The sequence below is a fragment of the Citricoccus sp. NPDC079358 genome, from assembly GCF_040702545.1.
GTDB lineage: Bacteria > Actinomycetota > Actinomycetes > Actinomycetales > Micrococcaceae > Citricoccus.
This window is the reverse complement of sequence record NZ_JBFBLI010000004.1, coordinates 229,490-256,340: the sequence shown is the minus strand read 5'-3', so window position 1 is coordinate 256,340 and position 26,851 is coordinate 229,490. Positions and strand designations below refer to the sequence as shown.

Below are 26,851 nucleotides of genomic sequence, written 5' to 3'. Positions count from 1 at the left end.
GTCAGGCCGTGGCCACCGCAGCCTGCCCCTCGGGCCGACCCGAGGCGGAGGTGGCCTGACGCGCCTTGACGCCCTTGAGCGCCACGGCCACCGCCAGCATCACCACCGCGACGCCCATCCAGATCAGCATCACCGTGATCCCCTGGCCCACGCCGATCGTCCCGCCGGCGATCAACGACCGGAAGGACTCCACCGCGTAGGTCATCGGCAGCCAGGGGTGGATCGCCTGGAAGAACGCGGGCGCGGTCTGAACGGGATAGGTGCCGCCGGCGGCCGAGAGCTGCAGCACGATCAGCATCAGGGCGAAGAAGCGCCCGGGTGGTCCCAGCAGCGCGACCAGCCCCTGGTTGATGGCCATGAACGTCACCGAGGTCAGCACGGCGAAGCCCGCCAGCCCCCAGGCGTTCGCCGGCATCATGTCCAGGCCGAACACGATCACCGAGACCATCAGCAGGGACTGCACCACGCCCATCAGCGCGGGCAACGCGGCCGAGCGCAGCATCACGCGCCACAGGGGTTTGCGCTCGGCGATCATGGTCTCGCGGACGGCCGGGCGCATCAGGAAGTACCCCAGGGCGCCCACCCACAGGGCCAGGGCCATGAAGTACGGGGCCAGTCCGTAGCCGTAGGAGGGGACCTCGTTGGTGCGTTCCATGTCCGCGCTCACCGGCAGGGCGGCCACGGAGCCGATGCTCGAGGCGTCCTGATCCGTGTAGCTCGGTACGTCCGCCGTGCCGTCCCGCAGGGATGTGAACAGCTGGCCGGAGCCATCGGACAATTCCCCCAACCCGGAGGCAAGCTCGCGTGAACCGTCATCGGCGGTGGCGAGTCCGGAGGACAGCTCGGAACTGCCCGCGGCCAGTTCCTGCGCACCGGAGGCCAGTGCCGGCATCTGCGAGGCCAGCTGGCCAGCGCCGTCGCTCAGCTGCGAGGTGCCGTCGGCCAGCGTCTGCGCTCCGGTGGCGGCCGTGGAGATCCCGTCCGTCAACGCGCCGGAGCTGTCCGCCAGGGTCTGCGCTCCCGCGGCCACCTGGTCGGCGCCGTCCGAGAGCGTGTGGATATTGTCCGCCACCTCGGAGACCGTGGTGGTGGCCGTGGACGCCGCAGAGGCGATTTCGTCCACGCGGTCCTGCAGGCCGGTCAGCCCCGTGCCGGAGGAGGTGTCCCCGACGATCCCGCCGAGCCCCTCGTTCACCGTGGACGCCCCGGCCGCGGCCTGTTCGGCGCCGGCCGTGACCTGCCCCGCGCCGTCGGCCAGCTCGGTGAGGGCGGCCTGGCGCTGCTCGTCGGTCATCGAATCGTAGGCGGCCTGCAGGTTCGCGATCCGCTCCTCCACTGTGCCCGCATCGCCCTGCACCTGCTGCACGCCGGTCACCACCGCGCCCGCGCTGTCCCGCAGCTGCTGCGCGCCGGCCACGGCCTCGTCCACTCCCGAGGCGAACTGCCCGGCTCCGCCCGAGAGGGTGCCCGCGGTGTCCTCGAGGGCGGTGACCCCCTGGTCCAATTGCCCGACGCCGGCCGCCACCTTCCCGGCCCCGTCCGCCAGGGCCTGGGTCTGGCTGGGCAGGGACTCGGTCTGGGACCGCATCTGGTCCAGCCCCGAGCTGAGCTGCTGCGCGCCGTCGTTCGCCGAGGAGGCGCCCTGGGCGAGGTCCTGACTGCCCGCGTTGGCGGCGGCCGCTCCCTCGGCGAGCTGCTGGGCCCCGCTGTCCAGGGTGACGGAGCCGTCCGCCAGCTGGTCGATCCCGACCACCAGGTCTCCGGCGCCGCTCTCGGCATCATGCGCACCTTCGGCCACCTGCCCGGCGCCGTCGGCGGCCTCCTGCATGCCGTCATGCACCTCGGTGAAACCCAGCAGGACGTTCTTCACGTACTCCTCGCCGATGCCCTGGGCCACCGTGCTGGACGCGGTCTCGCCGATGGTCTTCGCGATGGTGCCCATGATGATGTTCGCGCCGTCATTGGTCTGCATACGCAGGGTGGACTGCTCCGCGTCCGCCGCCTCGCCCGTGGACAGCCCGGCCGCGTGCGCGGAGAACTGCCCCGGGATGGTCAGCACGGCCAGCACGTCCCCGGACTCCAGGGCGGTCTGTGCCTCGGACTCATCCATGGGCTGCCAGTCCAGGTTGTCCGCGTCCTCGGCCGGGTGCACCAGTTCCTCGGTCAGGTCCTCGCCCAGGTGGATGGTCTCGCCCTGGGATTCAGCCGGCTCGTCCAGGTTCACGACGGCGGCCGGCACCGCATCGAGGTGACCCGTCGGGTCCATGTTGGAGCCGGTGAGCAGTCCTGAGTACAGGGACGGGATGATGGCCAGGGCCAGCAGGATCACGCCGAACCAGGCCATGGGACCGTACTTCCGGAGCGCTGACGTCCCGGCCTTCGTGGGCTGGAGGTCCTCGGCGGCAGAGTGGTGCGCGCCGGGACTCGGCCACGGCGTGGTGCTGTTCCGCAGCCGGAAGGTGGGCTTGTGGTTCTGGTGCTGCGCCATCAGGCGATCCCTTCCGGGGAGGAGCCGGCCGGCGTCGTGCCGGGGTGTGTGGAGAAGGTGATGGGAGCCGGTGAGGCCGAGCGGACCGTGGCGATCTCCTGCTCCGTGGCGCCCGAGCTGGACAGGAGCAGGGCGGAGAGGCGCTCGACCATCTCTGGGACCTCGCCGAGCGGGTCGGTGGAGGAGGCCAGCCATTGCTGCACCAGCCAGACCGTGCCGGCGGCGAGGAACTCCGCGCGCTCGGCGGCGGTGTCCGGGCCTTTGCGGCGGTGGATGATCGGGCCGAGGGGGGAGTGCGCCAGGAGCCGGTGGGAGATGTAGCGGACGAAGTCGCTGGCCACGTCCGTGGGGTTCAGGGCGATGGCCGAGAGGTAGAAGCGGCGGCGCTCGGCCAGGTCGGTGAGCAGGGTCTGGAAGGTGTCCCGGGCGAAGATGGTCCAGGTGTCCCCGATCTCCACCGCGGGCACGCGTTCGAACGTGGCCTCCATCCGCTGCAGCGCGGCCGCACGGACCAAGGCGGGGACGTCCCGGAAGTACTTGTAGAACGTGGGGCGGCTGACGCCGGCACGGCGGGCGATGTCCGCGACGTTGAGGGCGGCGGGGTCGGAGTCCTCGTCCAGCATTGCCGTGACGGCATCCACCAGCGGTGCCAGTGACCGTCCATCCTGCACTCGATCGTTCATCGATGCCTCCCTTGCCCTTCAGCTCGGGACGAAGTTTACACCTGTAAAAAATATGAGCCAATTGAGCGTGGAATCCGGCGGTGATCCGGGCATATGCGTCCTGACGGGCAAAGAAGGTGTTGACGAGTGTCATCCTCTCGGGGTTGTTGGGGCCTAGACGGGGACCGCATTCCCCGCGTGGACCAGCCCGTTGATGTACCGCTTGATCTCGTTGAACTCGCCGGAGGCGGGATCACGGTCCTGACCCAGGGTGATGGGGACGACCTCACGGACATGGCCGGAATTGCCATGGGACGATCCCCCCGCCATGACGACGACCCGATCCGCCAGGAAGACGGCCTCCTCGATGCTGTGGGTGACGAACAGGATCGTCACGCCGGCCTCGTGGTGGGTTCGTCGCAGCTCCTGTTGCATCCCGCTTCTCGTCAGGGCATCGAGTGCGCCGAACGGTTCGTCCATCAGCATCACGGCCGGTCGATTGGCGAGGACCCGGGCGATGGCCACTCGCTGCTGCATGCCGCCCGAGAGCTGGTGGGGAAAAGACCGGGCGACCCGGGTCAATCCAACGGACTCCAGGGCCCTGGAGGTGCGGTCCTGGACGTCGGCCTTGGCCAACCGGGCCTGCCGCGGACCGTAGGCGATGTTCTCCGTCACCGTGAGCCAGGGGAACAGGCCGTAGTCCTGGAAGACCACGCCACGGTCTGGGCCAGGGCCGCTGACGTCCCGTCCGGAGACCTGTGCGGCGCCGTCAGTGGCCTGCTCGAAGCCGGCCACCATGCGCAGGACCGTCGACTTCCCGCAGCCGCTGGCTCCGACGATGCACACGAACTCGCCGCTGCCGATGTTCAGACTGACGTCTGTCACCGCCGGCAGGGGAGCGCCGGGGAAGTGCTTGCCGAGATGGGTGAGGACCACCGTGCCGTCGGCGGCGGTGTCCAGAGGTGTCATGCTCATGTGATTTCTCCTGGTTCTACGTGGCGAGGGGGCGGCGGCCGACCACGAGGCGGACAGCCAGGGTCAGCAGGCGATCAGCTGCGAAGCCGGCCAGGCCGATGACGATCATCCCGGCGATGATCAGGTCCGTGCGGGACTGCTCTTGTGCCTGGGTGATGGCAGCGCCCAGTCCGGTAGTGATACCGACGGTCTCTCCGACCACGAGGATGACCCACGCCAGGCCCAGCGCCACCCTCATGCCGCTGACGATGCTGGGGATGGCGGCCGGTAGGACCACCTTGTAGAGGGCCTGGCTGGCGGGGGTGCCCAGCATGGAGGACGCCTCCAGCAGGCGTTCCGGCACCTGCTGGACTCCGGTGATGGTGTTCAACAACAACGGGAAGAACGCCGCGAGGAAGACCAGGAACACGGTGGATCGATCCCCGAACCCGATGATCAGCAAGGTGAGAGGAGCCCACGCGGTGACCGGGATGGGTCGGATGAGGTTGATGGTCGGTTCCAGCATCCGGAAGACGGTCTTGGACCGGCCCATCACCACACCGAGGGGAACGGCGAGGGCTGTGGCCAGGCCGAAGCCCTGCAGGACGCGCAGGGTCGAGGCCCACAGGTGGGCCCACAGGGTGCCGCTGAAGGCGTCATTCATGATCCCGCCGAAGGCGAAGTCCCACAGCCGTGCGCCGACGTCCATGGGCGTGGGCAGGAAAGCCATCTTGATGCCGAAGGGCAGGATCCACTCACCCTGGACCCCCAGGGTCCACAGGATCAGGATGGCGATGGGGACGGGGATGGCCAGTAGCCAGGCGCGGCCCTTGCCGGATCGGCTGGCCGTGGATGGCTGCCTGGAGGCTGCTCCTCTCGTGGAGGCGCCCCCAGAGGGCGGTGCGGTGGCAGGGGCTGAGGCGACATCACCGGCGGTACGCGCGGAGGTCGTCGGGACTGGAGTGGTCATGGGTCCTCCTTTGATCGGTGCTCGTTTTAGTCGTTGACGGTGGAGGCAACAACGAAGGTGGGGTCGAGGGCGGCCGAGGTATCGACGCCCTCGCTGATCTGCCCGAAGGCCAGCATCTGTTCGGCCAGGGCTGCGACCTGCGCCTGATAGTCGTCATCGAGTTCCCACCGGGGCGTGACGTTCTGAATCGCGAGATCGGCCACGGCCGCATCCATGCCGAAGTCCTCCACGAGGCCCGCTGACCATTCCTCGGGGTTCTCCGCCATGTACTCGGAGGCCTGGATGTGGGTGTCCACGACCTCCTGGGCGAGTTCCGGCTCCTCGGCTACGAACTCGCCGGTGGCGGCCAGGACGATGTTGACCTCTCCCACCGGAGTGTCATAGGGAGACACGATGTCAACAGCTCCGGCGTCTATGGCCACCGATGGGCCGATCTCGGCTGAGGACATGGCATCGATCTGACCCGAGGTGTAGGCATTCGCCATTTCGGAGAACGGAAGGTTCACCAGGGTGACGTCGTTGTCCGGGTCAATCCCCAGGTTCTCGAGCGTGAGCTTGAGCAGGATCTCCTGCGAGGCACCCATGGGGTAACCGATGGTCTTGCCGGCCAGATCCTGCGGATCCGTGATGTCCGGCGCCCCGACGATGCGGGATCCGCCGTCAGCCGAGGAGGCGATGATCTTGACGTCCTGACCATCAGCCAATCCGGCGAGAACAGACGGTGCGCCGGTGACGCCCAGATCAACGGACCCGGAGACCACGGCGTTCTTGACGTCCGAGGAGGAATCGAACAGGACGATCTCGAAGCTCTTCCCCTCTGGCGCGAACTGATCGTAGAAGTACGGCGTGTACAGGTGTGGTTGGGCTCGGAGGGTGCCCACGGTGATGGTGTCCCCGGCGCCCTCCGCGGGCGCGCAGGCCACCACCGAGGCGGCTACCAGACCGCTGACGGCGGCGAGGGACAGGGTGCGGGTGATACGGGTGTTCGGCATGGTGGTGCAGCTCCTTGAAGGGGGTCGTGTGGAGGGAACGAACAGCGGTGGTAGCCGGAGGCTCGGACGCGGACGCCCGGAGAACGGGTACGTGGGATTAGAGGTGGACTGGGATGGGGGCGGGAGTGGCCTCGCTGGCCGCGTCCACATAGGCGCGCCAGCTGCCGAACGATGTGATGTCCTGCTCCACACCCTGGACCTGGCCGATGAATCCGCAGACGGTGCGTCCGTCCGAGAGGGAGACCTGCCCCAGCCCCATCGGTGCCGGCAGGCCAGTCAACAACCGCCCCAGAGAGGTCAGGGGGAGGCGCCACAGCTCGCCGGGAACGGAAATGCCCGAGGCGGACGGGGCCACGATGGGACGCGGAGGGGACCCTCCGGCCAGGTAGAGCCGATGATCGGTCGCCGTGGTGATGTCGTCGATGAAGCGACCGCCCAGGTCTGTCAGCTGACGGTTCAGGGGCTGGCCGTGCAAGTGCGCCCCGAAGACGGCCAGGTCGATTCCGGCCGTCGTGGACAGTGCCGGCGGCTCGCGGAGGAAGTCCGCGGCGAGGTCGATCCCCACCTGGTCGTGGAATGCCCTGGTGACGAACGTGATCCCGAAGGCGCCGTCCTCGGTGGTGTGGGTGACGGGAACAGCGATGGCGGCCATGTCCATGAGATTGACGAAGTTGGTGAAGGTCCCCAACCCGGTGTTGATGAGACCGGCTCCGTCGGCGAGGACATCCTTCATCAGGGGGTGCTCCGGAGCGGTGGGGACCACCAGTGCGTCAACGCCCTGCAAGAGCTCCCGCCCCCGTCGGGTGAGTTCAGCCAGCACCTGCTGGTCCTGGATGACGGTGACTCCGGGGATCTCTTCCGCGTGGGCGGCGATGCGCCCCACGTGGGGGTCCGTCCCCTCCGGATGCTCGGCCAGGAACCGTCCGAAGCTGGCGGCTCGTTCTGCGACCAGGCCGCCCTCATAGAGGAGCCGCCCGGCCTCCGCGAAGGGGGAGAAATCGATCTTCTGGACGGTGACGCCACGGCTCACCAACTGCGCGACCGCACCGGCGAAGGCAGTCCGGAAGGCCTCGGGCAGGCTGGTCAGATCCTGGTCCTGTGGAATCGCCACCACGGGATCCTGAGGAGCGGACAGGGGCGCGGTGTCCGGCAGCACCCGACTGTGCGGGTAGCGCTCCGAGGGAGCGGACGCGATCCGGAGGACGGCTGCGGACAACGCGACGGTCGGGGCGAAGACGGACACGCAGTCGTAGGACGGGCACGCGGGGACCACGCCGTCGGCGGCGACCAGCCCGTACGTCGGCTTCAACCCGATGATGCCGTTGAAGGCGGCGGGAACCCGTCCGGAGCCGGCGGTGTCAGTGCCGAGTGAGAAGTCCACGAGTCCCTCTGCCACGGCCACGGCTGAACCGGAGCTGGAGCCACCTGACACCCGCTCCGGTGCGAGGGCGCTGGAGGGTTGGCCGAAGGGGCTGCGGGTGCCCACCAGGCCGGTGGCGAACTGGTCCAGATTGGTCTTACCGATGAACACCGCGCCGGCGGCTCGCAAGCGGCTCACCACGGATGCGCTGACCACGGCTCGCCGGTCGAAGCCCGGGTGGGCCGCGGTCGTACGGAACGCGGCCACGTCGATGTTGTCCTTGACGGCGAAGGTCAATCCCGCCAGAGGCATCTCATGGCCAGCTTCGAGTGCGCGCTCCACACCCAGGGCCTCCTTCAGAGCTGCGGATTCGTCTTGCAAGGCGATCCAGAGGTGACTGCTGTGGGTCGCGGCGATGCGCGCGTAGGAACGCTCGACCGCAGCGGTGGGGGAGAGGGTGGGCATCAGTATCCTTCGTTGTCGAATGGCCAGGTCTGGGGCATCTGGCCCGGGTTATAGGGAGAAGCTGTCCGTGGCGCGCGCCAGGGACACCGTCTGGGATTCGCCTATGTGGCTCTCCAGGGCTTCCAGCGCCTCCAGGAGGCGGCCGGTCAGGACCAGTTCGCCGATCTCGAGGTGCTCGTAGATGGTGCTGTTGATGCGGTCCTGAGTGAGGTAGTCGTGCATCCTGACCGAGCGGATCCGCTGGTTGACCCCCTTCAGGGTCTCGACCATTTCCGTGTTGCCGGAGGCCAACAGCAGCGTGAGGTGAAATTGCTCGTCGGCGGTGACGAATCCAGCGTCCGGGGTGACGCCTTGGGATTTCCGCTCATGCCACAAGGCGAGTTCAGTCTCGATCAGCGCGGTGTCATGGACGGTGTCCTCGACGCCCGTACAGCGGACGATCCCCTGACGTTCCAGCGTGACGCGTAGCTCGTAGAGGTCGGACAGTTCCTTGCGGGTCGGCATGTACCGGTACAGGGCGCCGTCTCGGAAGGCCAGCAGCCGATCTGCGCGAAGCCGGGCCAAGGCGTCACGGGCCGGCGTGCGGGAGACGCTGTAGCGTTCCGCCACCCGCATCTCGGTGATGCGGACCAGCGGCGAGATCGCGCCGGCGAGCAGGTCGTCCCGCAACTGGAGGTAGACCCGCTCCTGTTCGGTCACCTTGCGTCCTGACGCCGCGGCGCCGGGGAAACCCTGCCGTGTATCCACCGTTGTATCCATGCGTTGAATACTGGCCATTGGAGGTTTCGGACCTGTTGCTGGACATTGATTCCGCGTAACCGTTGTGGGTCTTTCTTGTTTCTCGTGGATGCGGCATGTCCCGCGTATCTCCGCACCTCGCGAGGGGCACGGGACAGAACGACGCCGGCCCGGTCACCTGGGGTGACCGAGCCGGCGTCGTTGTTCGCGGTGGTGGAAAGGCCTACCGCCGCAGGATCTTGCGGGCCAGGATGTTGCCCAGGGCCTGGATGACCTGAACCACGATCACGATGATGAACAGGGCGGTCCACGTGACCACGGGGTCGAACTGGCGGTAACCGTAGGAGACGGCGTAGTTGCCCAGGCCTTCGCCACCGATGATGCCGGCCACGGCGGACATGTCGATCAGGGCGACGATGGCGAAGGTGTAGCCCAGCACGAGCGGGCCCAGGGCCTCCGGCAGGATCACGGTGCGGACGATGCGCCAGGGACTGGCACCCATGGCGCGGGCCGCTTCGATCACACCGGGGTCCACGGCCATCAGGTTCTGCTCCACGAGCCGGGCGATGAAGAAGCTGGCCGCGATCGAGATGCCGAACACCACGGCGTCGGAGCCGATGCCGGTGCCCACCACCTGCCGCGCCAACGGCTGGATGGCCGCGATGAAGATGATGAACGGCACGGGGCGGAACGTGTTGACCAGGATGTTGATGATCCAGAAGACAGCCGTCTGCTGCATGATTCCGCCCTTGCGGGTCACATACAGCAGCAGGCCCAGGATGAGGCCGCAGATCCCGCCGAAGACGAGAGCGAGGGCGACGATCCACAGCATGATGCCGGTCTGCTCCAGCAGCGTCGGCATCAGCTCGGTGATCTGATCGATGATGGTCATGCGTGCACCTCCTCAACGGTGACTCCGGATCCGATGGAGGAAATCGCCTCGTCCACTGCCGCGGCGTCCCCGCGCACGGCGATCGTCAGCAGCCCGTAGACGCGGCCCTGGATGGAGTCCACGCCGCCGTACACCAGGTTGAAGTCGACGCCGGCGCGCGCCAGTGCCCCGAAGACGCGGGCCTCGGTGGCCCCCTCGTCCGTGAACGAGATGGTGAAGAACCGCCCCTCGTGCTGCGCGCGCAGCTCGGTGAGTTCGTCGCCCGAGGGCAGGTTCCGCACCACGGTGCGCACGAAGCGCTTGGACGTGGTGGTCTGCGGGTTGGTGAAGACGGAGTAGGTCTCGCCGGCCTCCACCACCTGGCCGCGGTCCATCACGGCGACCTTGGTGGCGATCCGGGCGATCACGTCCATCTCGTGGGTGATGACCACGATCGTCACGCCGAGCTCCCGGTTGACCTTGGCCAGCAGGTCCAGGACCTCGTCCGTGGTCTCCGGGTCCAGGGCGGAGGTGGCCTCATCGGCGAGCAGGATGGGCGGATCCGCGGCCAGGGCCCGGGCGATGCCGACGCGCTGCTGCTGGCCGCCGGAGAGCTGTTCCGGGAAGGCACTCGCCTTGTCCGCGAGCCCCACGAAGTCGAGCAGCTCGAGCGCCTTCCTCTTTCGCTCGGACTTGCCCATTCCGGCGACCTCCAGTGGGTACTCCACGTTGCGGCGCACCGAGCGGGAACTGAGCAGGTTGAAGCGCTGGAAGATCATCCCGATGCCGGTGCGCATCTGGCGCTGCCGGGCCGCGGAGAGCCGGGTGATATCTGTCCCGTCGATCTCGATGGAGCCGGCGGTGGCCGGCTCGAGGGCGTTGATCAGGCGGACGAGGGTCGACTTCCCCGCACCCGAGTAACCGATGATGCCGAAGACATCACCCTTCTCGATCTCGAGGCTGACACGGTCCACCGCCACGGTCGGGGCATGACCGCGCTGCGGCGCGGGATACTCCTTGGTGACGTCCTTCAGAGCGATGTGGGGCATGGGGTGATTGTCCTGCAATTCCTTCGATTCGGGCACCAGTTGACCGGGCACTGCCGTGCCCACCACGCCCGACGCCGGCCGGCACCTCAGCGGAAGGTGGCGGCCGGCGTCGGACCGGGTGCCGGGGATCAGCCTGCGTTGCTGAGGGCTTCCTCAGTGGTCGTGAGCGACTCCTGCAGCTCCGCAGCCGGGGTCTGCAGGAACACCGCTGAGCCTCCGGCCGACTCCTGGGCGCCGTCCAGCACGTCCTGGTTGGTCTGGTAGATCTCCACCAGCTGGTTCAGCACCTCGTTGTCCTTGTCCTCGGCCTTCGTGGCGAAGATGTTGACGTAGGGCAGGGCCGCCGCGTCCTCGGGATCGTCCTGGGCGATGGCGTCCTCGGGAGTCAGTCCGGCGTCGCCCATGAAGTCGTTGTTGACGATGGCGGCGGCGACGTCCGGCAGGGACGTCACGGTCACGGCGGCGTCCAGGGCGGAGACCTGGACCTTGGACTCCTCCTGGATGATGTCCTCGGGGGTGGAGGAGGCGTTGCCGCCGTCCCGGAGCGTGATCAGCCCCGCCGACTGCAGCACCAGCAGGCCGCGGGCCTGGTTCACCGTGTCATTGGGGACGATCACCGTCTCGCCCTCCTGGATCTGGTCCACCGAGTCGTACTTCTCGGAGTACAGGCCCATGGGGTAGATGGCGGTGGCGCCGATGGGCTGGATGTCATCCCCGGCGGCCACGTTGTAGTCCGCGAGGTACTGGATGTGCTGGAACTGGTTGATGTCCAGCTCGCCCTCGGACAGTGCCGGGTTGGGCTGCGTGTACTCGGTGAAGTCCACGATCTCCAGCGCGATGCCCTCGGCCTCTACGGCCTCCTCATAGGTGGTCCAGTACGGTTCGGAGGCGCCCACCACTCCGAGTTGGACCGGATTCTCCTCGGTGCCCAGCTCGGCGTCTGACTCGCCGCCGCCGCAAGCGGTCAGTGCCAGGGCGCCGGTCAGGGCCAGAGCCGAGAGGGAGAGTGCGCGGGTGTGGTTGCGAGTCATGGGTGGTGCTCCTGTTGTCAAGGGGGTGGTGACCGGTTAAAGCGTAGTTTTATGCGCGCTCTTGCCGTCATACGCCGACATACAGGATAGTTCACCGGCCTGTGGAGTCCCCGACTGCGCTTTCCGGGCGAAACGTGTAGTTGCATGACGCCAGGGTCGGCACGATCCTGCCCACCACTGCCCCGGCCACTGCGATCCTGCCCAGCCACAGTGAGCAACCCTGTGGCTGGGCAGGAGCGGAGCGTCAGCCCTGGGCGGCCACCAGGTACTCGTACCGGTAGAGCAGGGTGGCGGTCTCGGCCCGGGTGATGTGCTGGTGCGGCTTGTAGGAGCCGTCACGGTAACCCTGCGAAATGCCCTCCGATGCCATCCAGGTGATGGCCTCGTAGTGGGTGTCGGTGGTGTCCACGTCCGTGAACTCGCTCTCCTCCGGGCCCTGGTGTGCCGGGTCCACGGCGCGGTAGAGGAAGGAGGCGAACTCGCCGCGGGTCACGGACTGGCCCGGCCTGAACTTCCCGTCGGCATAGCCGAGGGTGATCTCCTCGGCGGCGGCCCAACTGACCGGGGTGAAGAAGGTCGACCCCTCGGGCACATCCGGGAAAGTGATCCCGGTCGGTTCGGCATCCGGAGCGAGGTGACGCTGCAGGAAGGCCACGGACTCGCCACGGCTGATGTCCCGGAACTTGCGGAAGGTGCCGTCGGCATAGCCGTGGGTGATCCCCGCCACCTGCAGCCACCGCACCGGGGCGTAGTACACCGATCCGGGCTCATTGTCGGTGAAATCGGCCACCGTCTCCGTGGTCACACACTCGAAGGAGTCGGCCGAGTCCTCGGATCCGGCTCCCTGATACTCGGGCCAGGCCGGATATTGGCACATCGGCCGGGTCCGGTCCGTGCCCTCATTGGCATCCTCGGCGGTCAGGGTGCCCGGCGCCGTGCCGTCCTCCACCCAACCCGCGAGCACACCCAGTCCGTCCCAGGTGGCGTTGAACGGCCCGAATCCGTGGCCGAGTCCCGGGACCTTGTAGTAACGGGCATTGTCCGCCAGCTCATCGCCGAAGATCTCGGTCTGCTGCTCCCAGTAGGCGTCCGAGTTGTGGGGACTGATGAAGTCATCCGCGGTGCCGTGGGTCATGATCAGTTTGCCGCCACGGTCGAAGAAGGGCTCCAGGCTCACGTCGGAGACGTCCGTGATGGCCGCCAGCTCCTGGATCCGGTCCTCCCACTCCGTGGGATCGAACTCCATGGCGTCGTAGTCCGGGTCCTGGGTGATCAGGTACTTCACGTTGGTGGCACCGACGCTGTAGAGCAGGCCCTCACTGCCGGACAGGGGATTGGACGGCTGCGGCTCGGCCCCGAAGTTCGAGGCCTGCCAGAGCGCGCCCTCCAGGATCGGCCAGCGACGGGCCTCCGTCTGGCCGGCGATCTCCACGCCGGGGACGTAACTGGAGTGGACCGTGCTGATGGCCGTGATCTGCTCCGGTGTCAGGCAGGCGTCCTCGTCCGTGGCACCGGCCTCGCAGCCGAGCAGCTGCTCGACTGCATCGATGGTCAGGACCTCGTTACAGCCCGCCACGTTCGAGATGATGCCGTCTGCGGCGCCATCGAGTTCGACCGTGTCACACACCTCGTAGACGGTGTCCGTCAGCAGTTCCGTGTCCTCCGGGCTGAGCCACGCCTCGCCGCCCTCGGCGTACATGGTCCGCCCGGCATTCAGGGAGGACAGGTGCAGCATCATGACGTTGTAGGCCGGGTAGTTGGCCACCACTCCCTCGTAGTCGTCCGGGTACCGGGCCGCGGCGTCCAGGGCCTCGTGGCCGCCCTGGGAGCCACCGATGAAGTAGGCGAACTCGGACTCCTGGCCGTAGTACGTGTCCATGAGGATCTCGGAGACGTCATGGGCCTTCTTGATGGAGTACAGGCCGTAGTCCTTCAGGGATTCCTCATTGAGGGCGAACTCGGCGTCGAAGCCGCCCCCCGACTCGTGGCCTCCGTCCGAGCCAAGGGTCGTGTAGCCCTGGGCCAGCGGGGTCTCGAGGTCCTGCGGCTGCAGGCTGTGGTGCCCGGTCCCGGTGACGAGGGTGCCGTTGAACGCACCGCCACCGAACTGCAGGGACTTCCCGTTCCAACCGTCCGGGAGGTTCACCTGGAAGGTCACGCCGGGCGCTTCCGGATCGACCGGCAGGGTCTTGCCGATCACCTGGCAGTAGGACCCGTCCGTCTCGTCCGAGACGTGCTCGGCGCTGTTGACGACGGCGCCCGAGGTGGGCACCCCGATCTGTGCGGCGTCGATCTGCAGTCCGGCGAGGGTGGAGCAGTTCTCAGCTCCACCTGATCCCACGTCTGCCGGGCCCGCCGACCCGGCTGCCTGGGCCGGGGCCGAGAGGCCCACCGCCACCATGGATACCGCCGCCACGGTGCAGGCCAGTCGCCGTGCACCGTCCTTGAATCTGGACATGATGGTTCCTCCCCGAGTGATGGCTTCCGGCGGTGCCGTGCGGGAGGACCCGCGATTCGCCCGCCGTGGAACCCATCGAGAGCAGCGAGGATGGGTCACCAGAGCGGGGGGAGCGCCGACGGACTGTGGCCATATCCTTGATCCAGCACCGCAGGTGTGTCAAGGATCACACCGCCGGGTGGAACTCTTCCGTTGGCGCGGCGACGTTCATCGCTGCTGGACTCGGCGCAGGGCTTGACGGGAACTCGCCACCCTTCCACTCCACTGCACCGTCTCCAGCGCACTTTGCGGGCAGACGTTGAGGGTCCGTGCCCGGCCTCGTCAGGACGTGGACCAGACCGCCAGCTCGTTGCCGCCGGGGTCGGTGAAGTGGAACCGCCGGCCGCCGGGGAACGTGTAGGGCTCCTGGGTGATCTGCCCGCCGGCTGATCGCACCGCCTCCACGGTCGCGTCGAGGTCGTCCGAGTAGAGGATGACCAGGGGCATGCCGGACCCGGCGGCCGCATGGGGGTTCAGGCCGCCCACCTCGCCGTCGCCCTCGGCCGCACGGATGCCCGCGTAATCCGGGCCGTAGTCGTTGAAGGCCCAGCCGAAGGCCTCGCCGTAGAAGGCCCTGGCCCTCTCCAGGTCCGGGGCGGCGAACTCGACGTAGTCGATGGTGTGGTGGGTGGGTGCCATCGGCCCATCGTAGGGACGCCGGGGGGACGGCGTCGACGATTCGGTGCTCCGCCCCTCCAGGGCGCCCCGTCACGTCAGGCGCCCCGTCCCTCCAGAGGGTGTCGCGCCCCGACGTGCCGTGCGCCACACTGAGGCCATGACAACGGACGACCCTCGCCAGCCTGTGCCCTTCGAACTGCACATTCCCGCATCCGCCCTCGAGGACCTTGAGCGGCGGCTGGCCCACACCCGGCTGCCGGACCCGGCGCCGGGTGAACCGTGGGAGCACGGGACCGACGTCGGCTGGCTGGCCGAGCTGGTCGGCTACTGGCGGGACGGCTTCGACTGGCGAGCCCACGAGGCCGAGCTGAACTCCTTCCCGCAGTTCCGCAGCGAGGTGCGGGGGATCCCGCTGCACTTCCTCCACGTCCCGGGGCAGGGACCGGCGCCGATGCCCCTGCTGCTCAGTCACGGCTGGCCCGGCTCGGTGTTCGAGTTCCTGGACCTCATCCCGCGGCTGACCGACCCGGCCCGCTTCGGAGGAGACCCGGCCGATGCGTTCACCGTGGTGGCGCCGTCCCTGCCCGGCTACGGCTTGTCCTTCCGGCCTGGACAGCCCCGGCTCGCCGTGCCGGAGATGGCCGACCTCTTCGGCGAGCTGATGACCGACGTCCTCGGCTACCGCACGTTCGGCGCCCAGGGCGGGGACTGGGGTGCGCACCTCGCCACCAGCCTCGCCGTCCGCCACCCGGAGCAGCTGACGGGCATCCACCTGAACTTCCTGATCGGACTGCCCGGCGCCGTCCCCGCCGAGGAGACTACGGAGGAGGAACGGCGCTACCTGGAACAGCAGGCGCAGTGGCGCCGGCAGGAGGGCGCCTACACCCAGATCCAGGGCACCAAGCCGCAGACCCTCGCGGCTGCCCTGATGGACAGCCCGGCCGGGCTGGCGGCATGGATCGGGGAGAAGTTCCACGGTTGGACGGACCACGGCGGTGACGTGTTCGAAGCCGTGGACCGTGACCGGATGCTGGCGGACATCGCCCTGTACTGGTTCACCGGTGCCATCGCGTCCTCGTTCTGGCCGTACCACGGGCAGGTCCAGGGCATCGGTCCACTGTCCGGCGGCGCCACCGTGGACGTGCCCACCGGCTATGCGGCCTTCCCCGCCGAGATCCGGATTCCACCGCGCAGCCTGGCCGCCCGGCACTTCACGGACCTCCGCCGCTGGACGCAGATGGACCGCGGCGGGCACTTCGCCGCGCTCGAGCAGCCCGAGGCCCTGGCGGAGGAGATCACCGCGTTCTTCCGCGACCTCCGGTGAGGATGGGGAGCCCTGCTCCGCGCCGCCGCGCACATGTTCCGAGCGCCGAGGCCGGGCCCGGAGCGCGGGGTGCGCCGGGCGGCCTGCTGAACCGCGCCGCCGTCGCGGTCCGGCCTAGCGGTTGACGTCGACGACGGTGCGCCCGCGGGTGCGTCCGGCCAGGATCCGCTCGGCGTAGGGGATGGTGTCCTCCAGGCCGATCGTCGTGGTCATCTCGTCCAGCTGGTTCAGGTCCAGCTCCGCGGCCAGCGCATCCCAGGCCCGCTGCCGCAGCTCCCGCGGGGCCTTGACGGAGTTCGCGCCGGTGAGCGTGACCCCGCGCAGGATGAAGGGGGTGACGGAGGTCGGGAGGTCCATCCCCTGGGCGAGGCCGCAGGCGGAGACGGTGCCGCCGTACCGCATCTGCGCGAGGATGTTGGCCAGGGTGGTGCTGCCGGCGACGTCGACGGCCCCGGCCCACCGCTCGGACTGCAGGGGCTTGCCCAGCTCGTCGGAGAGTTCGTGGCGGTCGATCAAATCGGCGGCGCCGAGGCTGCGGAGGTAGTCGCCTTCCTCCTCGACGCGTCCGGTGGAGGCCACCACGCGGTAGCCGCGGCCGGCCAGCAGGGACACCGCCACGGAGCCGACCCCGCCGGCGGCGCCGGTCACCAGGATGTCACCGGACTCCGTGGTCACCCCCGCGTCCTCCAACTGCAGCACGGAGATCATCGCGGTGAAGCCCGCGGTGCCGAGGGCCGCGGCGCGCTCCGGGCTCAGTGCCTCCGGCAGTCTCACGAGGGCGTCCGGCCGGACCCGGGCCCGGGTGGCGAAGCCGCCGTGCAGGGACTCGCCGATGCCGTCCCCGTTGAGCACCACGGTGTCTCCGGCGGACCAGTTCGGGTCTTCGGAACGGGTCACCGTGCCGACGATGTCGATGCCCGGGATGATCGGGAAGCTCTGCAGGATGCCCCGGCCGCCGCCGTTGATGGCCATGCCGTCTTTGTAGTTGTAGCTGGAGTAGAGCACGTCCAGCTCCACGGTGCCGGATTCGCCGACGCCGTGAAGCAGCTCGTCCTCCATCACCTCTTTGACCTCTGCCTCGGCGCCCTGGGCTGGCACGATCACTGCGCGCATGCGTCCTCCTTCGTTCGGTCTTCGTTCGGTCTTCGTTAGATACCGGTGGCTCTTCCCCACTCACCGTACGGAGGAGCGCCGCCGGACGCCATGGGCCCAGGGCAGCTTTCCCGCCGATCCTGGCTATTCCCGGTGATCATGACCGGGAGTAGCCAGGATCACCGGGAATTGTGCGAGGGGCAGCCTCCGTGGCCACCACCCAGGGCGACCTCGAGGAACTCGGCCGCCGTGCCGCCGTCGGGCAGCCGGCCCCGCCAGACGGCCTGCAGGAGGCGATCGAGCCGCGGGCCGCGCGTCGGGATCTCGGTGAGCTGGCCGGAACGAAGGTAGCCCTCCACAGCCAGGCGGGAGAGGACGGTGGGGCCGATGCCCTCCACGACCGCCTGGCAGATCGCCGAGTTGCTGTTGAGTTCCACGAGCGGGGCGGGGCGGTGGTCGTCCACGAGGCGGTCGAGGAAGGCGCGGGTCCCGGACCCCTCCTCGCGCTCGACCAGGGCGGTGGTGGCCAGCTCGGCCGGGTCCAGAGGCTCGGTGCGCCGGGCCCACGGGTGCCCCGGTCCCGCGACGACGACCAGCTGATCCGTGAATACCGTGACCGCGTGCAGGTCCGCCGGCAGGTCGGGGGTCTCCACGAAGCCCAGGGCCACCGTCCCGGCCGTCACCGCCTCGATGACCTGCGCGGAGTTCATCACCCGCAGCTGGGTGGCCACGCCCGGCCGCCGCGTGCGGAAGCCCCCGATCCAGCCCGGCAGCAGGTGCTCGGCGATGGTCATGCTCGCCCCGATCGCCAGCTCCTCCTGCCCCCGGTGCGCCAGGGCGTCGGCCCCCGCGGACAGTCGGTCGACGCCGTCCAGCACCTCGCGCGCCCACTCGACGGTCAGCACGCCCTCCTGCGTCAGCGTCGAGCCGCGGGTGGACCGGCGCAGCAGCGTGTAGCCCAGCCGCCGCTCGAGCGTCCGGAGGGAACGGGAGGCATTGGACTGGGCGATCCCGGCCGCCCGCGCCGACGCACTCAGGCTCCCTCGATCGGCGACGCCGACCAGCAGGCGCAGCATGGTCAGGTTCAGCCACGAGTCGATGTGCGGGGCGCGGGGGGAGTCCTGGTGGGTGTGCTGCGGGCCAGGCTCGCGGCTCTGCTGAGGGCCGTGTTCTGCTGCGGTGGACATATCAGCATCATATGACCGCGTTGGTCTGGCGGGGGCTACTGCCCGTCGGTCGGGGCTGGAATCGTCGAGGGGTGCCCTTTCCTGACAGCCTCCACACCCGTTCCGCAGCACCCACGCCGCCCCCGGGGGCCGGCGGCGAGCGCGGTTCAACTCCCGCGGCTCTGCCAGGGACGCGGCGCGGCTTCCGCCGGTTCCCGACGCCGGCCCTGCCCGGCCTCGCCGTCTGCCTCGCCGGCGCGGGGCTCGCGTGGGGGCTGGCCCAGCTGGTGCCGGGCGTCAGCCCCCTGCTCGTGGCGATCCTGGCCGGGGCGCTGTGGCGGAACCTGGCTCCCGTGCCGGCCGTGCTGGCGCCGGGGGTGGCGATCTCGGCCAAGAAGCTGCTGCGCACGGGGATCGTGCTGCTCGGGCTGCAGGTGTCCCTGGCCTCGGTGCTGGACCTGGGCGTCGGGGTGCTGGCCGTGGTGGTGGTGTCCGTGGCCGTGACCTTCTTCGGGACACTGTGGATCGGGGCCCGGCTGGGGATCTCGCCGGCCCAGCGGCTGCTGATCGCCTCCGGATTCTCCATCTGCGGCGCGGCGGCGGTGGCCGGCATGGACGGGGTGGCCAAGGCCAAGGAGGAAGAGGTCGCCACCGCCATCGCCCTGGTGGTGCTGTTCGGCACGATCATGATCCCGCTGGTGCCGTTCCTCGGGGGGCTGCTGGACCTGCCGGGGGAGACGCTCGGGATCTGGATCGGGGCCTCCACCCATGAGGTCGCGCAGGTGGTGGCCGCCGGTGGTGCGGTGGGCGGTGGCGCGCTCGCCGTCGCCGTGACCGTGAAGCTGGCCCGCGTGCTGATGCTGGCGCCGATGGCGGCCGGGGTGTCGATCCACCACCGGCGGCAGCAGCGCCGGGCGGTCACGGCTGGTAAGGCCGAAGCGACGAGCCGGGACGTCAAGCGTCCGCCGATCGTGCCGCTCTTCGTCCTCGGCTTCGTGGCGGCCATGCTCCTGCGGACCGCGGGCGTGCTGCCCGAGCCGGTCCTGGGTGTGGGCCAGGTCCTGCAGACTCTGCTGCTCTCGGCGGCCATGTTTGCCCTGGGCCTCGGGGTGCACCTGAAGAGCCTGATGCGGGTCGGCTATCGGCCGGTGCTGCTCGGGTTGCTCTCCACGGTGGTCATCCTCGGGATCTCGCTGGGCGGGATCGCCGCGCTGGGGCTGTAGCGGCCGACGTCGGCCCCGGTGCCTCAGTAGTTCTGCGGCGGATCGGACGCGGGGAACGAGGCCTGTCCCCAGTCGTCCGCGCGGGCGTCATCGTGCTCATGCCGGGCCTGGGCCTTCGCGGCCTCCGCCATGAGCTGGTCGGCCACCTCCGCGTGGGTGCTGGTGGCCTCGGCGGTGGCGGTGGCGGTGGCGGCGGACGGGGTGGTGCTGGTCCCGGGGCCAGCCTTCGGGTCGCTCATGACGTCTCCTTTCGACTGCTTCCATCATCGGTCTCCCGGCGCCACGGCGCACGGGTTCATCCCCGCCCGGGGAGCCGGTCCGGACCCGCCGGGAAACGAGCGCTCAACTGTGGACAATCGGCGACGCCGGCCGGTGAGTCCCGGCGCGGCGCGCCACAGCACTGCGGAGGCCAGGGCCGGCGTCGGGCACGGGGGTGTGGTGTGGGATCAGCCGCGGTTCTGCAGCGGGAGGCGGTCCCGGTGGTAGGTGATGTCCGTGTACCCATGCGGGACAGGTTTGCCGTCCGGGCCGAGGGAGACGAAGACGATCTTCTCGATGGTGAGGATGACTTGGCGGGTGATCATGTTGCGGACCTCGGCGCGCATGGTCAGGGAGGTGCGGCCGAAGTGCGTGGCCTTCAGGCCCATCTCGATCATGTCGCCCTGCTCGGCGGAGGAGACGAAGTTGATCTCGGAGATCAGCTTCGTCACGCTGCGGTGGTTGCCGAGCTGGATGATGGCGTAGATCGCGGCCTGCTCGTCGATCCAGCGCAGGAGCGAGCCGCCGAAGAGGGTGCCGTTGGCATTGAGGTCCTCGGGTTTGACCCACTTGCGAGTGTGGAAGCTGACGCCGTCCGTGGCCGGGTCGATGGGGCCGTCCAGGCCGATCGTGGGCAGGGCGGCGGTGCGGTCGGTCGGTTCTTCGCTCATGGACCGAGCGTATCCCGGGCGTCTTGATCGCGTCGGAAGACAGGTCTCGACATACCTATCGTCATAGGTATATGGTCTGGAGTGAACCTCGTGTGGTGCGGATCACCCCCGTCCGCGCGGTCGCCCCGGCAGTAACCCCAGAAAGGACCGTTTCGATGACCGAAACCGTTGCAAACACCAAGTCCCTGCAGGACGTGCTGGACGCGTCCGGCAACGTGGTTGACCACCTGCGCAACTCCCAGATCGGCGCCTACATCTACCCCGTCGTCGCCCCGGAGTTCTCCAACTGGCGCTCGGAGCAGCGCGCCTGGCGTGAGTCGGCCGTGCTGTTCGACCAGTCGCACCACATGGACAACCTGATCCTGCGCGGCCCGGACGCCATCAAGTTGATCTCGGACACCGCCATCAACTCCGTGGCCAAGTTCCCCGTGAACAAGGCCAAGCAGTACGTCCCCACCACCCCGGCCGGCCACGTCATCGGTGACGGCATCCTGTTCCGCCAGGAAGAGGAGGAGTACGTCTACGTGGGCCGCGCCCCCGTCACCAACTGGATGCTCTTCCAGGCCCAGCGCGGTGACTACAAGAACCTCGAGATCGTCGAGGACCGCCGCTCCCCGTCCCGCCCCATGGGCAAGCCGGTGCACCGCGAGTACTACCGCTTCCAGATCCAGGGCCCGCGCGCCTGGGAGATCATCGAGAAGCTGCACGGCGAGAAGCTGGAGCAGCTGGGCTTCTTCAACATGTCCTGGATGAACATCGACGGCACCCAGGTCCGCACCCTGCGTCACGGCATGTCCGGTGCTCCGGGCCTGGAGATCTGGGGCCCCTACGCCGACTACGACCGCATCCGCGACGCCATCGTGACCGCCGGTGCCGAGTTCGGCATGCTGCCCGTGGGCTCCCGCGCCTACCCGTCCAACACCCTGGAGTCCGGCTGGATCCCGTCCCCACTGCCGGCGATCTACACCGGTGACGGCATGATGGCCGAGTACCGCCAGTGGCTGGGTGCCGATTCCTACGAGGCCAACAACGCCGTGGCCGGTTCCTTCGTCTCGGACAACATCGAGGACTACTACCTCAACCCGTGGGAGCTGGGCTACGGCAACTTCGTGAAGTTCGATCACGACTTCATCGGCCGTGAGGCCCTCGAGAAGATCGACCCGGCCGCCCAGCGCAAGAAGGTCACCCTCGCCTGGGATCCGGAGGACATCAAGCGCATCCAGTCCTCGCTGTACGACACGGAGGGCACCCCCTTCAAGTACTTCGACCTGCCGCTGGCCAACTACGGCTCCTCGAACTACGACGCCGTGGTGGACGCCGACGGCAACGTGGTCGGCGTGTCCATGTTCACCGGCTACTCCGCCAATGAGAAGCGTGCCCTCTCCCTGGCCACCATCAACCCGGACGTCCCCGAGGGCGCCGAGCTGAAGGTCGTCTGGGGCGAGCCGGACGGCGGCACCCGGAAGACCACCGTCGAGCCGCACGTCCAGACCGAGGTCTCCGCCACGGTCTCCCCGGTGCCTTTCTCCGCCGTGGCCCGTGAGTCCTACCAGGGCGGCTGGCGCACCGGCTACAAGGGCTGATCCTCTCGGCCTGAACGGCCCCCCGCCTTGCGGGCCATCTCCACCGGTGGGGATGGCCCGCCAAGGCGTCTGAACGACGGCGGCGCCCCACCTCTCGCAGGTGGGGCGCCGCCGTCGTCTCTGGCGTTGGCCGGATCAGGGCCCGCCGTTCCCGGCCACCACCGGGCCGTTGTCTCGTCATTGGCTGGACACTTCGTCAGAGTACCGATCGACGAACTGTCCAGATGGTGACGAGGCTGGTGACGACCCCGTGGGCGAGGACGCGTGCCGGGGAGGGGTGGCGCACTCCTCCACAGTGGTCCGACCGATGGATTCGTCCACAGTGACGATCAGGACGGACCTACGGCTCCGGCCAGTGAGGTCAGATTGGACCATGACGGCTCTCACCGATGTTGATGTCCTCTCTCCGGCGGGCTCCCTGCTGGACCTACCCCGAGGGCGGGGCGGGATCCTCGACTGCGGTTCCGACGGGTTCGACGACTCCGGGATGCTCCTGTGGGGGATGCCCGTGCGGCTGGCACGTGGGGAGATCGATGCTGACGGGCTGATTCGTCAATGCTCCCGAGACGTCAGCCGGGGCCGGGCCGTCCGCGTCCGTCCCGGTGTCTACGCAGCTCTCCCCGAGTGGAACGAGGCGCGGCCCCGGCAGCGGTTCCTGACAACGGTGGCGGCCATGGCCATCAGCCGGCCCGGCACCCCCGTGTTCTGCCGGCAGGCGGCCCTGGTGCTTCACGACCTGCCGATGGTCAACGTCCCCCAGGCCATCGACACCCGTACGATCCATCCGGGGTCGGCCAGGAGGCGACGCCCCGTTCTCGGTGGAAGGTCGGACTTCTCGGCCTTCGCTGAGTGTTGCCACCTGTGGCCGTCGGCCTGGCGAGAAGTCCGTGAGACGGGGGATCCCGTGATCGAGTCCCTGCTGCCGAACGGCTCGCTGTTCACGGCCGAGGCGCTGGTCTGTGCCGTGGCGGACACCGTACCCCTGCTGCCCTTGGGTGACGCGGTGTCGGTGCTCGATGCCCTGATGAGTGGGCGGCGGGACCGGTCTGGGTCCGGGCGGGCTGAGGAGCCGTGGAGCATGGAGGATCTGGTGGATGCTGCATCGTGGTGCACCTCGGCCGGCGCGAGACAGCGGTATCTCGCGTGCCTTGCCCTCGCCTCGGAGCGCTCGGAATCCGTGGCGGAGTCGTGGAGCAAGGTGAGATTCCATGAGCTGGGCTTTGAGGCGCCGGTCCAACAGGAAGTGCTGCAAGATGCCCAGGGCGAGGAGATCGCCCGAGGCGACTTCTGGTGGGAAGGGGGCCGCATTCTCGGTGAGTGCGATGGCCTGAAGAAGTACAGCGGACCGGACAGCTACTCCGGTGAATCCACGATGGACGTCCTACGGAAGGAACGGGAGCGGGAGGACAGGATCCGGGCTGAAGGCATCATCACCGTGCGTTGGGACTGGTCCGACCTGAGACATCCCCGCAGGCTGGCGTGGAAGCTGGACCGCGCCGGCGTGCCGCGCAGGGGATGAAGGTGGTACCTGTGATCCAGTACGTGTGATCCACAGGCCAACGAGGAAGCTCCTGGCCTCTGCGGCTCCTCCACGCGTGGGGGAGCAGGCCGTCCGCCACGGTCTTCAGGCACCCCGCCTGCGCCGTGGGGCAGTAATTGCCCGTCATCGGCAATTGCCCGTCATCGGCTGGACAATTGGTCGCCAATGCCAGTGACGAATTATCCAGCCAATGACGGGGTCGCCAGCGTGATCGGCGACAGGCCGGCCCTACGAACCACCCATCCGAGCCCCACCCACCTGCGAGCCGATCATCCGGCCGCCGCTGTTGAGCTGCAGGGCGCACTGCACCTGGCGGTCACCCTCGGACCAGGACCCCTCGGACGGCGTGTACATGGTGTAGCCGAGGTCGGACTCCTCCGGGCCCGAGCCCGTGAAGGTGGTGAACTGTTCGCGGCACCCGTCATCGGCCAGTTCATGGACCCGGTCATCGCCCGGCCAGGCCGGGTCATCCAGCTGGAACAGGGCGTACATCTGGAGGTCGTGGGCCACCTCGCACGGCACCACCGCCACCTCGTAGAGCCCGTCTTCCTCGGGCCGGTCGAAGCACTGCCCGGGGGCGAGCTGGAAGATGCTCGTGGGCTCCGCCGTGACCGCCGGCGTGGGGGTCGAGGTTCCAACTACTTCCTCATGGCCTCCCGGACCGCCGCACCCGGCGACGCTCAGGAGAAGGCCGAGGGCCGCCGTCGTGATCAGGGCCGGGCGGGCGGCGGAAGAAGGGTCGGCGCGCATGAGACCACTCTAGAAGCCGCCGCCGGCCCCTTGCGCCGCGGCCTCGGCAGGCGGACCGTTGAGTCCAGCACCGCCGCCGAGACCGCCGCCGCTCGAGGAGATCACCATGACCGCCAGCTACACGTGGGATGTCTTCGCCAGCCTGGACGGCTACGGCTCCTACGGCCCGCCGGGGGACTGGGGCGGTTACTGGGGTAAGCAGGGACCTGAGCTGCTGGAGCACCGCCTTGCCTCGTTTGGGCCGGAGCAGCGGATGGTCTTCGGCGCCACCACATTCCGGGAGTTCGTCGGGATGCTCTCCGGAGCCGGCGCGGAGGACGAGGTCCGGGACCCCTGGGTCACGCGCATGGTCGGCTGCCCGGCCTTCGTCATCTCCTCGACCCTGACCGAGCCGCTGGACTGGCCGGACGCCACCCTCGTGACCGAGGACGGGGTGGCGGCGGTCGCCCGGCTCAAGGAGGAATCCGAGGTGCCGCTGCGTTCCCACGGCAGCCTGTCCCTGAACTGGGCGCTGCTGGCCGCGGGGCTCGTGGACCGGATGCAAGTCACCGTCTATCCCGTACTCACGGCCGAGTCGGGGACGGCGCCGGTGTTCGCCGGGGCGGGTGATCTCGACCTGGAGCTGCTCGAGAGCCGGACCCTGGACGGCCGCACCCAGGAACTCGTCTACCGCCCCACTCTGCACGGCCCCGCCTGAGCCTGCCGGACGGTAACCCCGCCGCCGCTGTGCGGACCGAAATCACGAGTGATCTCGGCCCGCACGCCACGGATTCAGGGTCAGTGCTTCGCCTGGTAGTCCTTGATCCACTCGGCGGTCGTCTTCGTTCCGCCGAAGGTGTAGAAGTGCAGCTTGACGTCGCCCTCGGCCGGGGTCAGGCCGGCGTCGAGGTCCTGGATCATCTTGTCCGGGCCGGCGGTGCCGAGCAGGTTGGTGATGGAGAAGCCGTACTTCTTGGCGATGCCCGCGGAGGTGGCCACGCCGAAGCGGGAGGCGTAGGTCAGCAGGCGCTTGATGCCGGCCGGGCCGGGGACGCCGATGCGGATCGGCAGGTCGATGCCGCGGCGGCGGACCTCCTTGACCCAGGCCAGGACCGGGTCCACGTCGAAGCCGAACTGGGTGAGGATGGTGCCGTTGAGGCCCTGCTCCTGCAGGGAGGCGTACTTGCGCTCGAGGGCATCCCAGAGCTGGGTGTCGGAGATGTCCGGGTGGCCCTCCGGGTAGCCGGCGATCGAGATGTCCGTGAAGCCGTACTCCTTGAGCAGGCCGGAGGTGATCAGGTCCACCGAGGCGCCGTAGGGACCCATCGGCTCTGAGGGGTCGCCACCGACGGCGAAGGCGTGGGTGGCGCCGACCTGGTCCCGCAGTGCGGTGAGGAATTCCACCAGCTCGGCCTCGGAGGTCAGACGGCGGGCCGAGATGTGCGGGACCGGGACGTACCCCAGTTCCTTCGCGGCGGTGGAGGCCTTGACGCGCATGCCGAGGTCCTCGTTGCCCAGGAACGTCACGTTGATGCGGGTGCCGGCCGGGATCAGCGGGGCGGCCTCGCGCAGCGCGTCGATGTCCTTGTCCTTGCCGGTCATCTCCAGGGACGGGTCGGTGATGACGGAGGGGCGGCCGGAGGCGGTGGGGGTGGGGTTCGGAGAGCTCATGCGGATCCTTCGGATGTTCGGGGGCCGTGGCCCGTGTGGTCCGGTTGCTCCGGGAGGACGGGCCCGACGTCGGCCGGGCTGGCTTGGTGCCGCGTGACCGGTTCGGCTGTGGTCCCGGTCACGCTGACAGAACCGAGCCTAATATAACTATCCCCATAGGTATAGGTATGTTGATCGAAGGTTCCCTGCCGACGTCGCTCGCGCCGGTTCAGGACTCGGGGCTGCGAGCGGCGTTGGGGGCCACCCACCGGCGGCGCAACGAGATCACCCGGAACGCGAACACGGCCCCCATCACCAGGGCGGCCGTCAGCCAGTTGAAGATATCCAGCGTCCATAGCAGCGAACTCAGGCCGGCGCCGAACAGGGCCGGCACCGCGTAGAGGCCATGGCGGTTGAAGATCTCGGGGACCTCATTGGCCACCACATCCCGCAGCAGGCCGCCGACCACACCAGTGGCGACGCCCAGCAGGATGGCCATGGCCGGCTCGATTCCCGCGGCCAGCGCGGTGCGCGTGCCGGTGACACAGAACAGGGCCAGGCCGGCCGCATCGAAGACGAGCAGCGTGCGCCGCAGGCGGCCCTGGGTGATGAGCCGGAAGTACACCAGCGCCGCGGCCACGGCGGGCGGGATCAGGTACAGCGGGTTGGCGAAGGCATTGGGGACCCCGTCGTCGATGATGAGGTCCCGCACCACACCGCCGCCGAGCCCGGCCAGGAAGGCCAGGAACACCGAGCCGATGATGTCGAACTGCCGCCGGGCGGCCAGCAGGCAGCCGGAGACGGCGAAGAAGAACACGCCCCACAGGTCCAGGACCAGCAGCAGCGTCTCGAGATAGGCCGGCGCCTCGGGGGCCTCGATCATGCCCGTCCCTCCTCTGTCGGCGGGGCCGGCTCGGTAC

24 protein-coding genes are annotated in these 26,851 nt (G+C 68.9%); 5 read left to right on the top strand and 19 right to left on the bottom strand.

The genetic code is table 11. The features are described from left to right. Position 1: 1 nt before the first annotated feature. From AB0333_RS07455 to AB0333_RS07400, 12 genes are all read right to left on the bottom strand, one after another. Complete coding sequence (locus tag AB0333_RS07455) at positions 2–2,488, bottom strand: YhgE/Pip domain-containing protein (protein ID WP_366218071.1); 2,487 nt, start codon at positions 2,486–2,488, stop codon at positions 2–4. Then, entirely contained in the window at positions 2,488–3,171 is a 684-nt protein-coding gene (locus tag AB0333_RS07450) for a TetR/AcrR family transcriptional regulator (RefSeq protein WP_366218070.1), read from the bottom strand. The genes AB0333_RS07455 and AB0333_RS07450 overlap by 1 nt, the downstream gene beginning before the upstream one ends. Positions 3,172–3,324: 153 nt before the next feature. Next, a complete protein-coding gene (locus AB0333_RS07445) occupies positions 3,325–4,125 on the bottom strand; it encodes an ABC transporter ATP-binding protein (protein WP_366218069.1) in 801 nt (266 codons plus the stop codon). A 16-nt stretch (positions 4,126–4,141) separates the two neighbouring features. After that, positions 4,142–5,074, bottom strand: coding sequence for an ABC transporter permease (locus AB0333_RS07440; protein ID WP_366218068.1), 933 nt, complete (start codon positions 5,072–5,074; stop codon positions 4,142–4,144). Positions 5,075–5,100: 26 nt separating this feature from the next. Further along, positions 5,101–6,066 carry an ABC transporter substrate-binding protein gene (locus AB0333_RS07435; RefSeq protein WP_366218067.1) on the bottom strand — a complete coding sequence of 322 codons (966 nt, stop codon included), beginning with the start codon at positions 6,064–6,066 and terminating at the stop codon, positions 5,101–5,103. 97 nt (positions 6,067–6,163) lie between these two features. Next, the gene (gene atzF, locus AB0333_RS07430; protein ID WP_366218066.1) at positions 6,164–7,891 is read right to left on the bottom strand and encodes an allophanate hydrolase; all 1,728 of its coding nucleotides are present in this window, start codon (positions 7,889–7,891) and stop codon (positions 6,164–6,166) included. Positions 7,892–7,939: 48 nt separating this feature from the next. Further along, positions 7,940–8,590 (bottom strand): GntR family transcriptional regulator, encoded by a 651-nt coding sequence (locus tag AB0333_RS07425; protein WP_366218065.1) that lies wholly within the window; start codon positions 8,588–8,590, stop codon positions 7,940–7,942. 262 nt (positions 8,591–8,852) lie between these two features. Beyond that, entirely contained in the window at positions 8,853–9,491 is a 639-nt protein-coding gene (locus AB0333_RS07420; protein WP_245952487.1) for a methionine ABC transporter permease, read from the bottom strand. A 26-nt stretch (positions 9,492–9,517) separates the two neighbouring features. Next, on the bottom strand, positions 9,518–10,549 hold the full coding sequence (locus AB0333_RS07415) for a methionine ABC transporter ATP-binding protein (protein WP_115932694.1): 1,032 nt from the start codon (positions 10,547–10,549) through the stop codon (positions 9,518–9,520). A gap of 128 nt (positions 10,550–10,677) precedes the next feature. Beyond that, on the bottom strand, positions 10,678–11,580 hold the full coding sequence (locus tag AB0333_RS07410; protein ID WP_366218064.1) for a MetQ/NlpA family ABC transporter substrate-binding protein: 903 nt from the start codon (positions 11,578–11,580) through the stop codon (positions 10,678–10,680). A 244-nt stretch (positions 11,581–11,824) separates the two neighbouring features. Continuing rightward, on the bottom strand, positions 11,825–14,038 hold the full coding sequence (locus tag AB0333_RS07405) for a tannase/feruloyl esterase family alpha/beta hydrolase (protein ID WP_366218062.1): 2,214 nt from the start codon (positions 14,036–14,038) through the stop codon (positions 11,825–11,827). A gap of 321 nt (positions 14,039–14,359) precedes the next feature. Further along, positions 14,360–14,716, bottom strand: a complete 357-nt coding sequence (locus tag AB0333_RS07400) for a VOC family protein (RefSeq protein WP_366218061.1) — start codon at positions 14,714–14,716, stop codon at positions 14,360–14,362. A gap of 136 nt (positions 14,717–14,852) precedes the next feature. Between AB0333_RS07400 and AB0333_RS07395 the strand changes: the two genes are divergently transcribed. Further along, positions 14,853–16,019 carry an epoxide hydrolase family protein gene (locus tag AB0333_RS07395; RefSeq protein ID WP_366218059.1) on the top strand — a complete coding sequence of 389 codons (1,167 nt, stop codon included), beginning with the start codon at positions 14,853–14,855 and terminating at the stop codon, positions 16,017–16,019. 114 nt (positions 16,020–16,133) lie between these two features. Here AB0333_RS07395 and AB0333_RS07390 read toward each other — a convergent pair whose 3' ends face one another. Together AB0333_RS07390 and AB0333_RS07385 are read right to left on the bottom strand one after the other, a co-directional pair. Next, complete coding sequence (locus tag AB0333_RS07390; RefSeq protein ID WP_366218057.1) at positions 16,134–17,132, bottom strand: MDR family oxidoreductase; 999 nt, start codon at positions 17,130–17,132, stop codon at positions 16,134–16,136. Positions 17,133–17,290: 158 nt separating this feature from the next. After that, positions 17,291–18,298, bottom strand: coding sequence for a LysR substrate-binding domain-containing protein (locus AB0333_RS07385; protein WP_366218055.1), 1,008 nt, complete (start codon positions 18,296–18,298; stop codon positions 17,291–17,293). A gap of 71 nt (positions 18,299–18,369) precedes the next feature. Here AB0333_RS07385 and AB0333_RS07380 point away from each other — a divergent pair, with 71 nt between their 5' ends. After that, positions 18,370–19,500, top strand: a complete 1,131-nt coding sequence (locus AB0333_RS07380) for a putative sulfate exporter family transporter (protein WP_366218053.1) — start codon at positions 18,370–18,372, stop codon at positions 19,498–19,500. A gap of 23 nt (positions 19,501–19,523) precedes the next feature. Here the strand turns inward: AB0333_RS07380 and AB0333_RS07375 are convergent, their stop codons facing one another. Continuing rightward, complete coding sequence (locus AB0333_RS07375; RefSeq protein ID WP_366218051.1) at positions 19,524–19,739, bottom strand: hypothetical protein; 216 nt, start codon at positions 19,737–19,739, stop codon at positions 19,524–19,526. Between the two features lie 207 nt (positions 19,740–19,946). Further along, positions 19,947–20,429, bottom strand: coding sequence for a hotdog domain-containing protein (locus tag AB0333_RS07370; RefSeq protein ID WP_366218049.1), 483 nt, complete (start codon positions 20,427–20,429; stop codon positions 19,947–19,949). A 155-nt stretch (positions 20,430–20,584) separates the two neighbouring features. On the opposite strand from AB0333_RS07370, the gene AB0333_RS07365 reads away from it, so the two are divergent. Both AB0333_RS07365 and AB0333_RS07360 read left to right on the top strand, forming a co-directional pair. Next, the gene (locus AB0333_RS07365; RefSeq protein ID WP_313818079.1) at positions 20,585–22,012 is read left to right on the top strand and encodes an aminomethyl transferase family protein; all 1,428 of its coding nucleotides are present in this window, start codon (positions 20,585–20,587) and stop codon (positions 22,010–22,012) included. 373 nt (positions 22,013–22,385) lie between these two features. Next, complete coding sequence (locus AB0333_RS07360) at positions 22,386–23,531, top strand: hypothetical protein (protein WP_366218047.1); 1,146 nt, start codon at positions 22,386–22,388, stop codon at positions 23,529–23,531. 249 nt (positions 23,532–23,780) lie between these two features. Here AB0333_RS07360 and AB0333_RS07355 read toward each other — a convergent pair whose 3' ends face one another. Next, entirely contained in the window at positions 23,781–24,302 is a 522-nt protein-coding gene (locus tag AB0333_RS07355) for a septum formation family protein (RefSeq protein ID WP_366218045.1), read from the bottom strand. Positions 24,303–24,408: 106 nt separating this feature from the next. Between AB0333_RS07355 and AB0333_RS07350 the strand changes: the two genes are divergently transcribed. Continuing rightward, on the top strand, positions 24,409–24,999 hold the full coding sequence (locus AB0333_RS07350; protein ID WP_366218043.1) for a dihydrofolate reductase family protein: 591 nt from the start codon (positions 24,409–24,411) through the stop codon (positions 24,997–24,999). Positions 25,000–25,079: 80 nt separating this feature from the next. Here the strand turns inward: AB0333_RS07350 and AB0333_RS07345 are convergent, their stop codons facing one another. Further along, positions 25,080–25,952 carry a methylenetetrahydrofolate reductase gene (locus tag AB0333_RS07345; RefSeq protein WP_366218042.1) on the bottom strand — a complete coding sequence of 291 codons (873 nt, stop codon included), beginning with the start codon at positions 25,950–25,952 and terminating at the stop codon, positions 25,080–25,082. 208 nt (positions 25,953–26,160) lie between these two features. Beyond that, the gene (locus AB0333_RS07340) at positions 26,161–26,814 is read right to left on the bottom strand and encodes a trimeric intracellular cation channel family protein (protein WP_366218041.1); all 654 of its coding nucleotides are present in this window, start codon (positions 26,812–26,814) and stop codon (positions 26,161–26,163) included. Between the last annotated feature and the right edge of the window lie 37 nt (positions 26,815–26,851).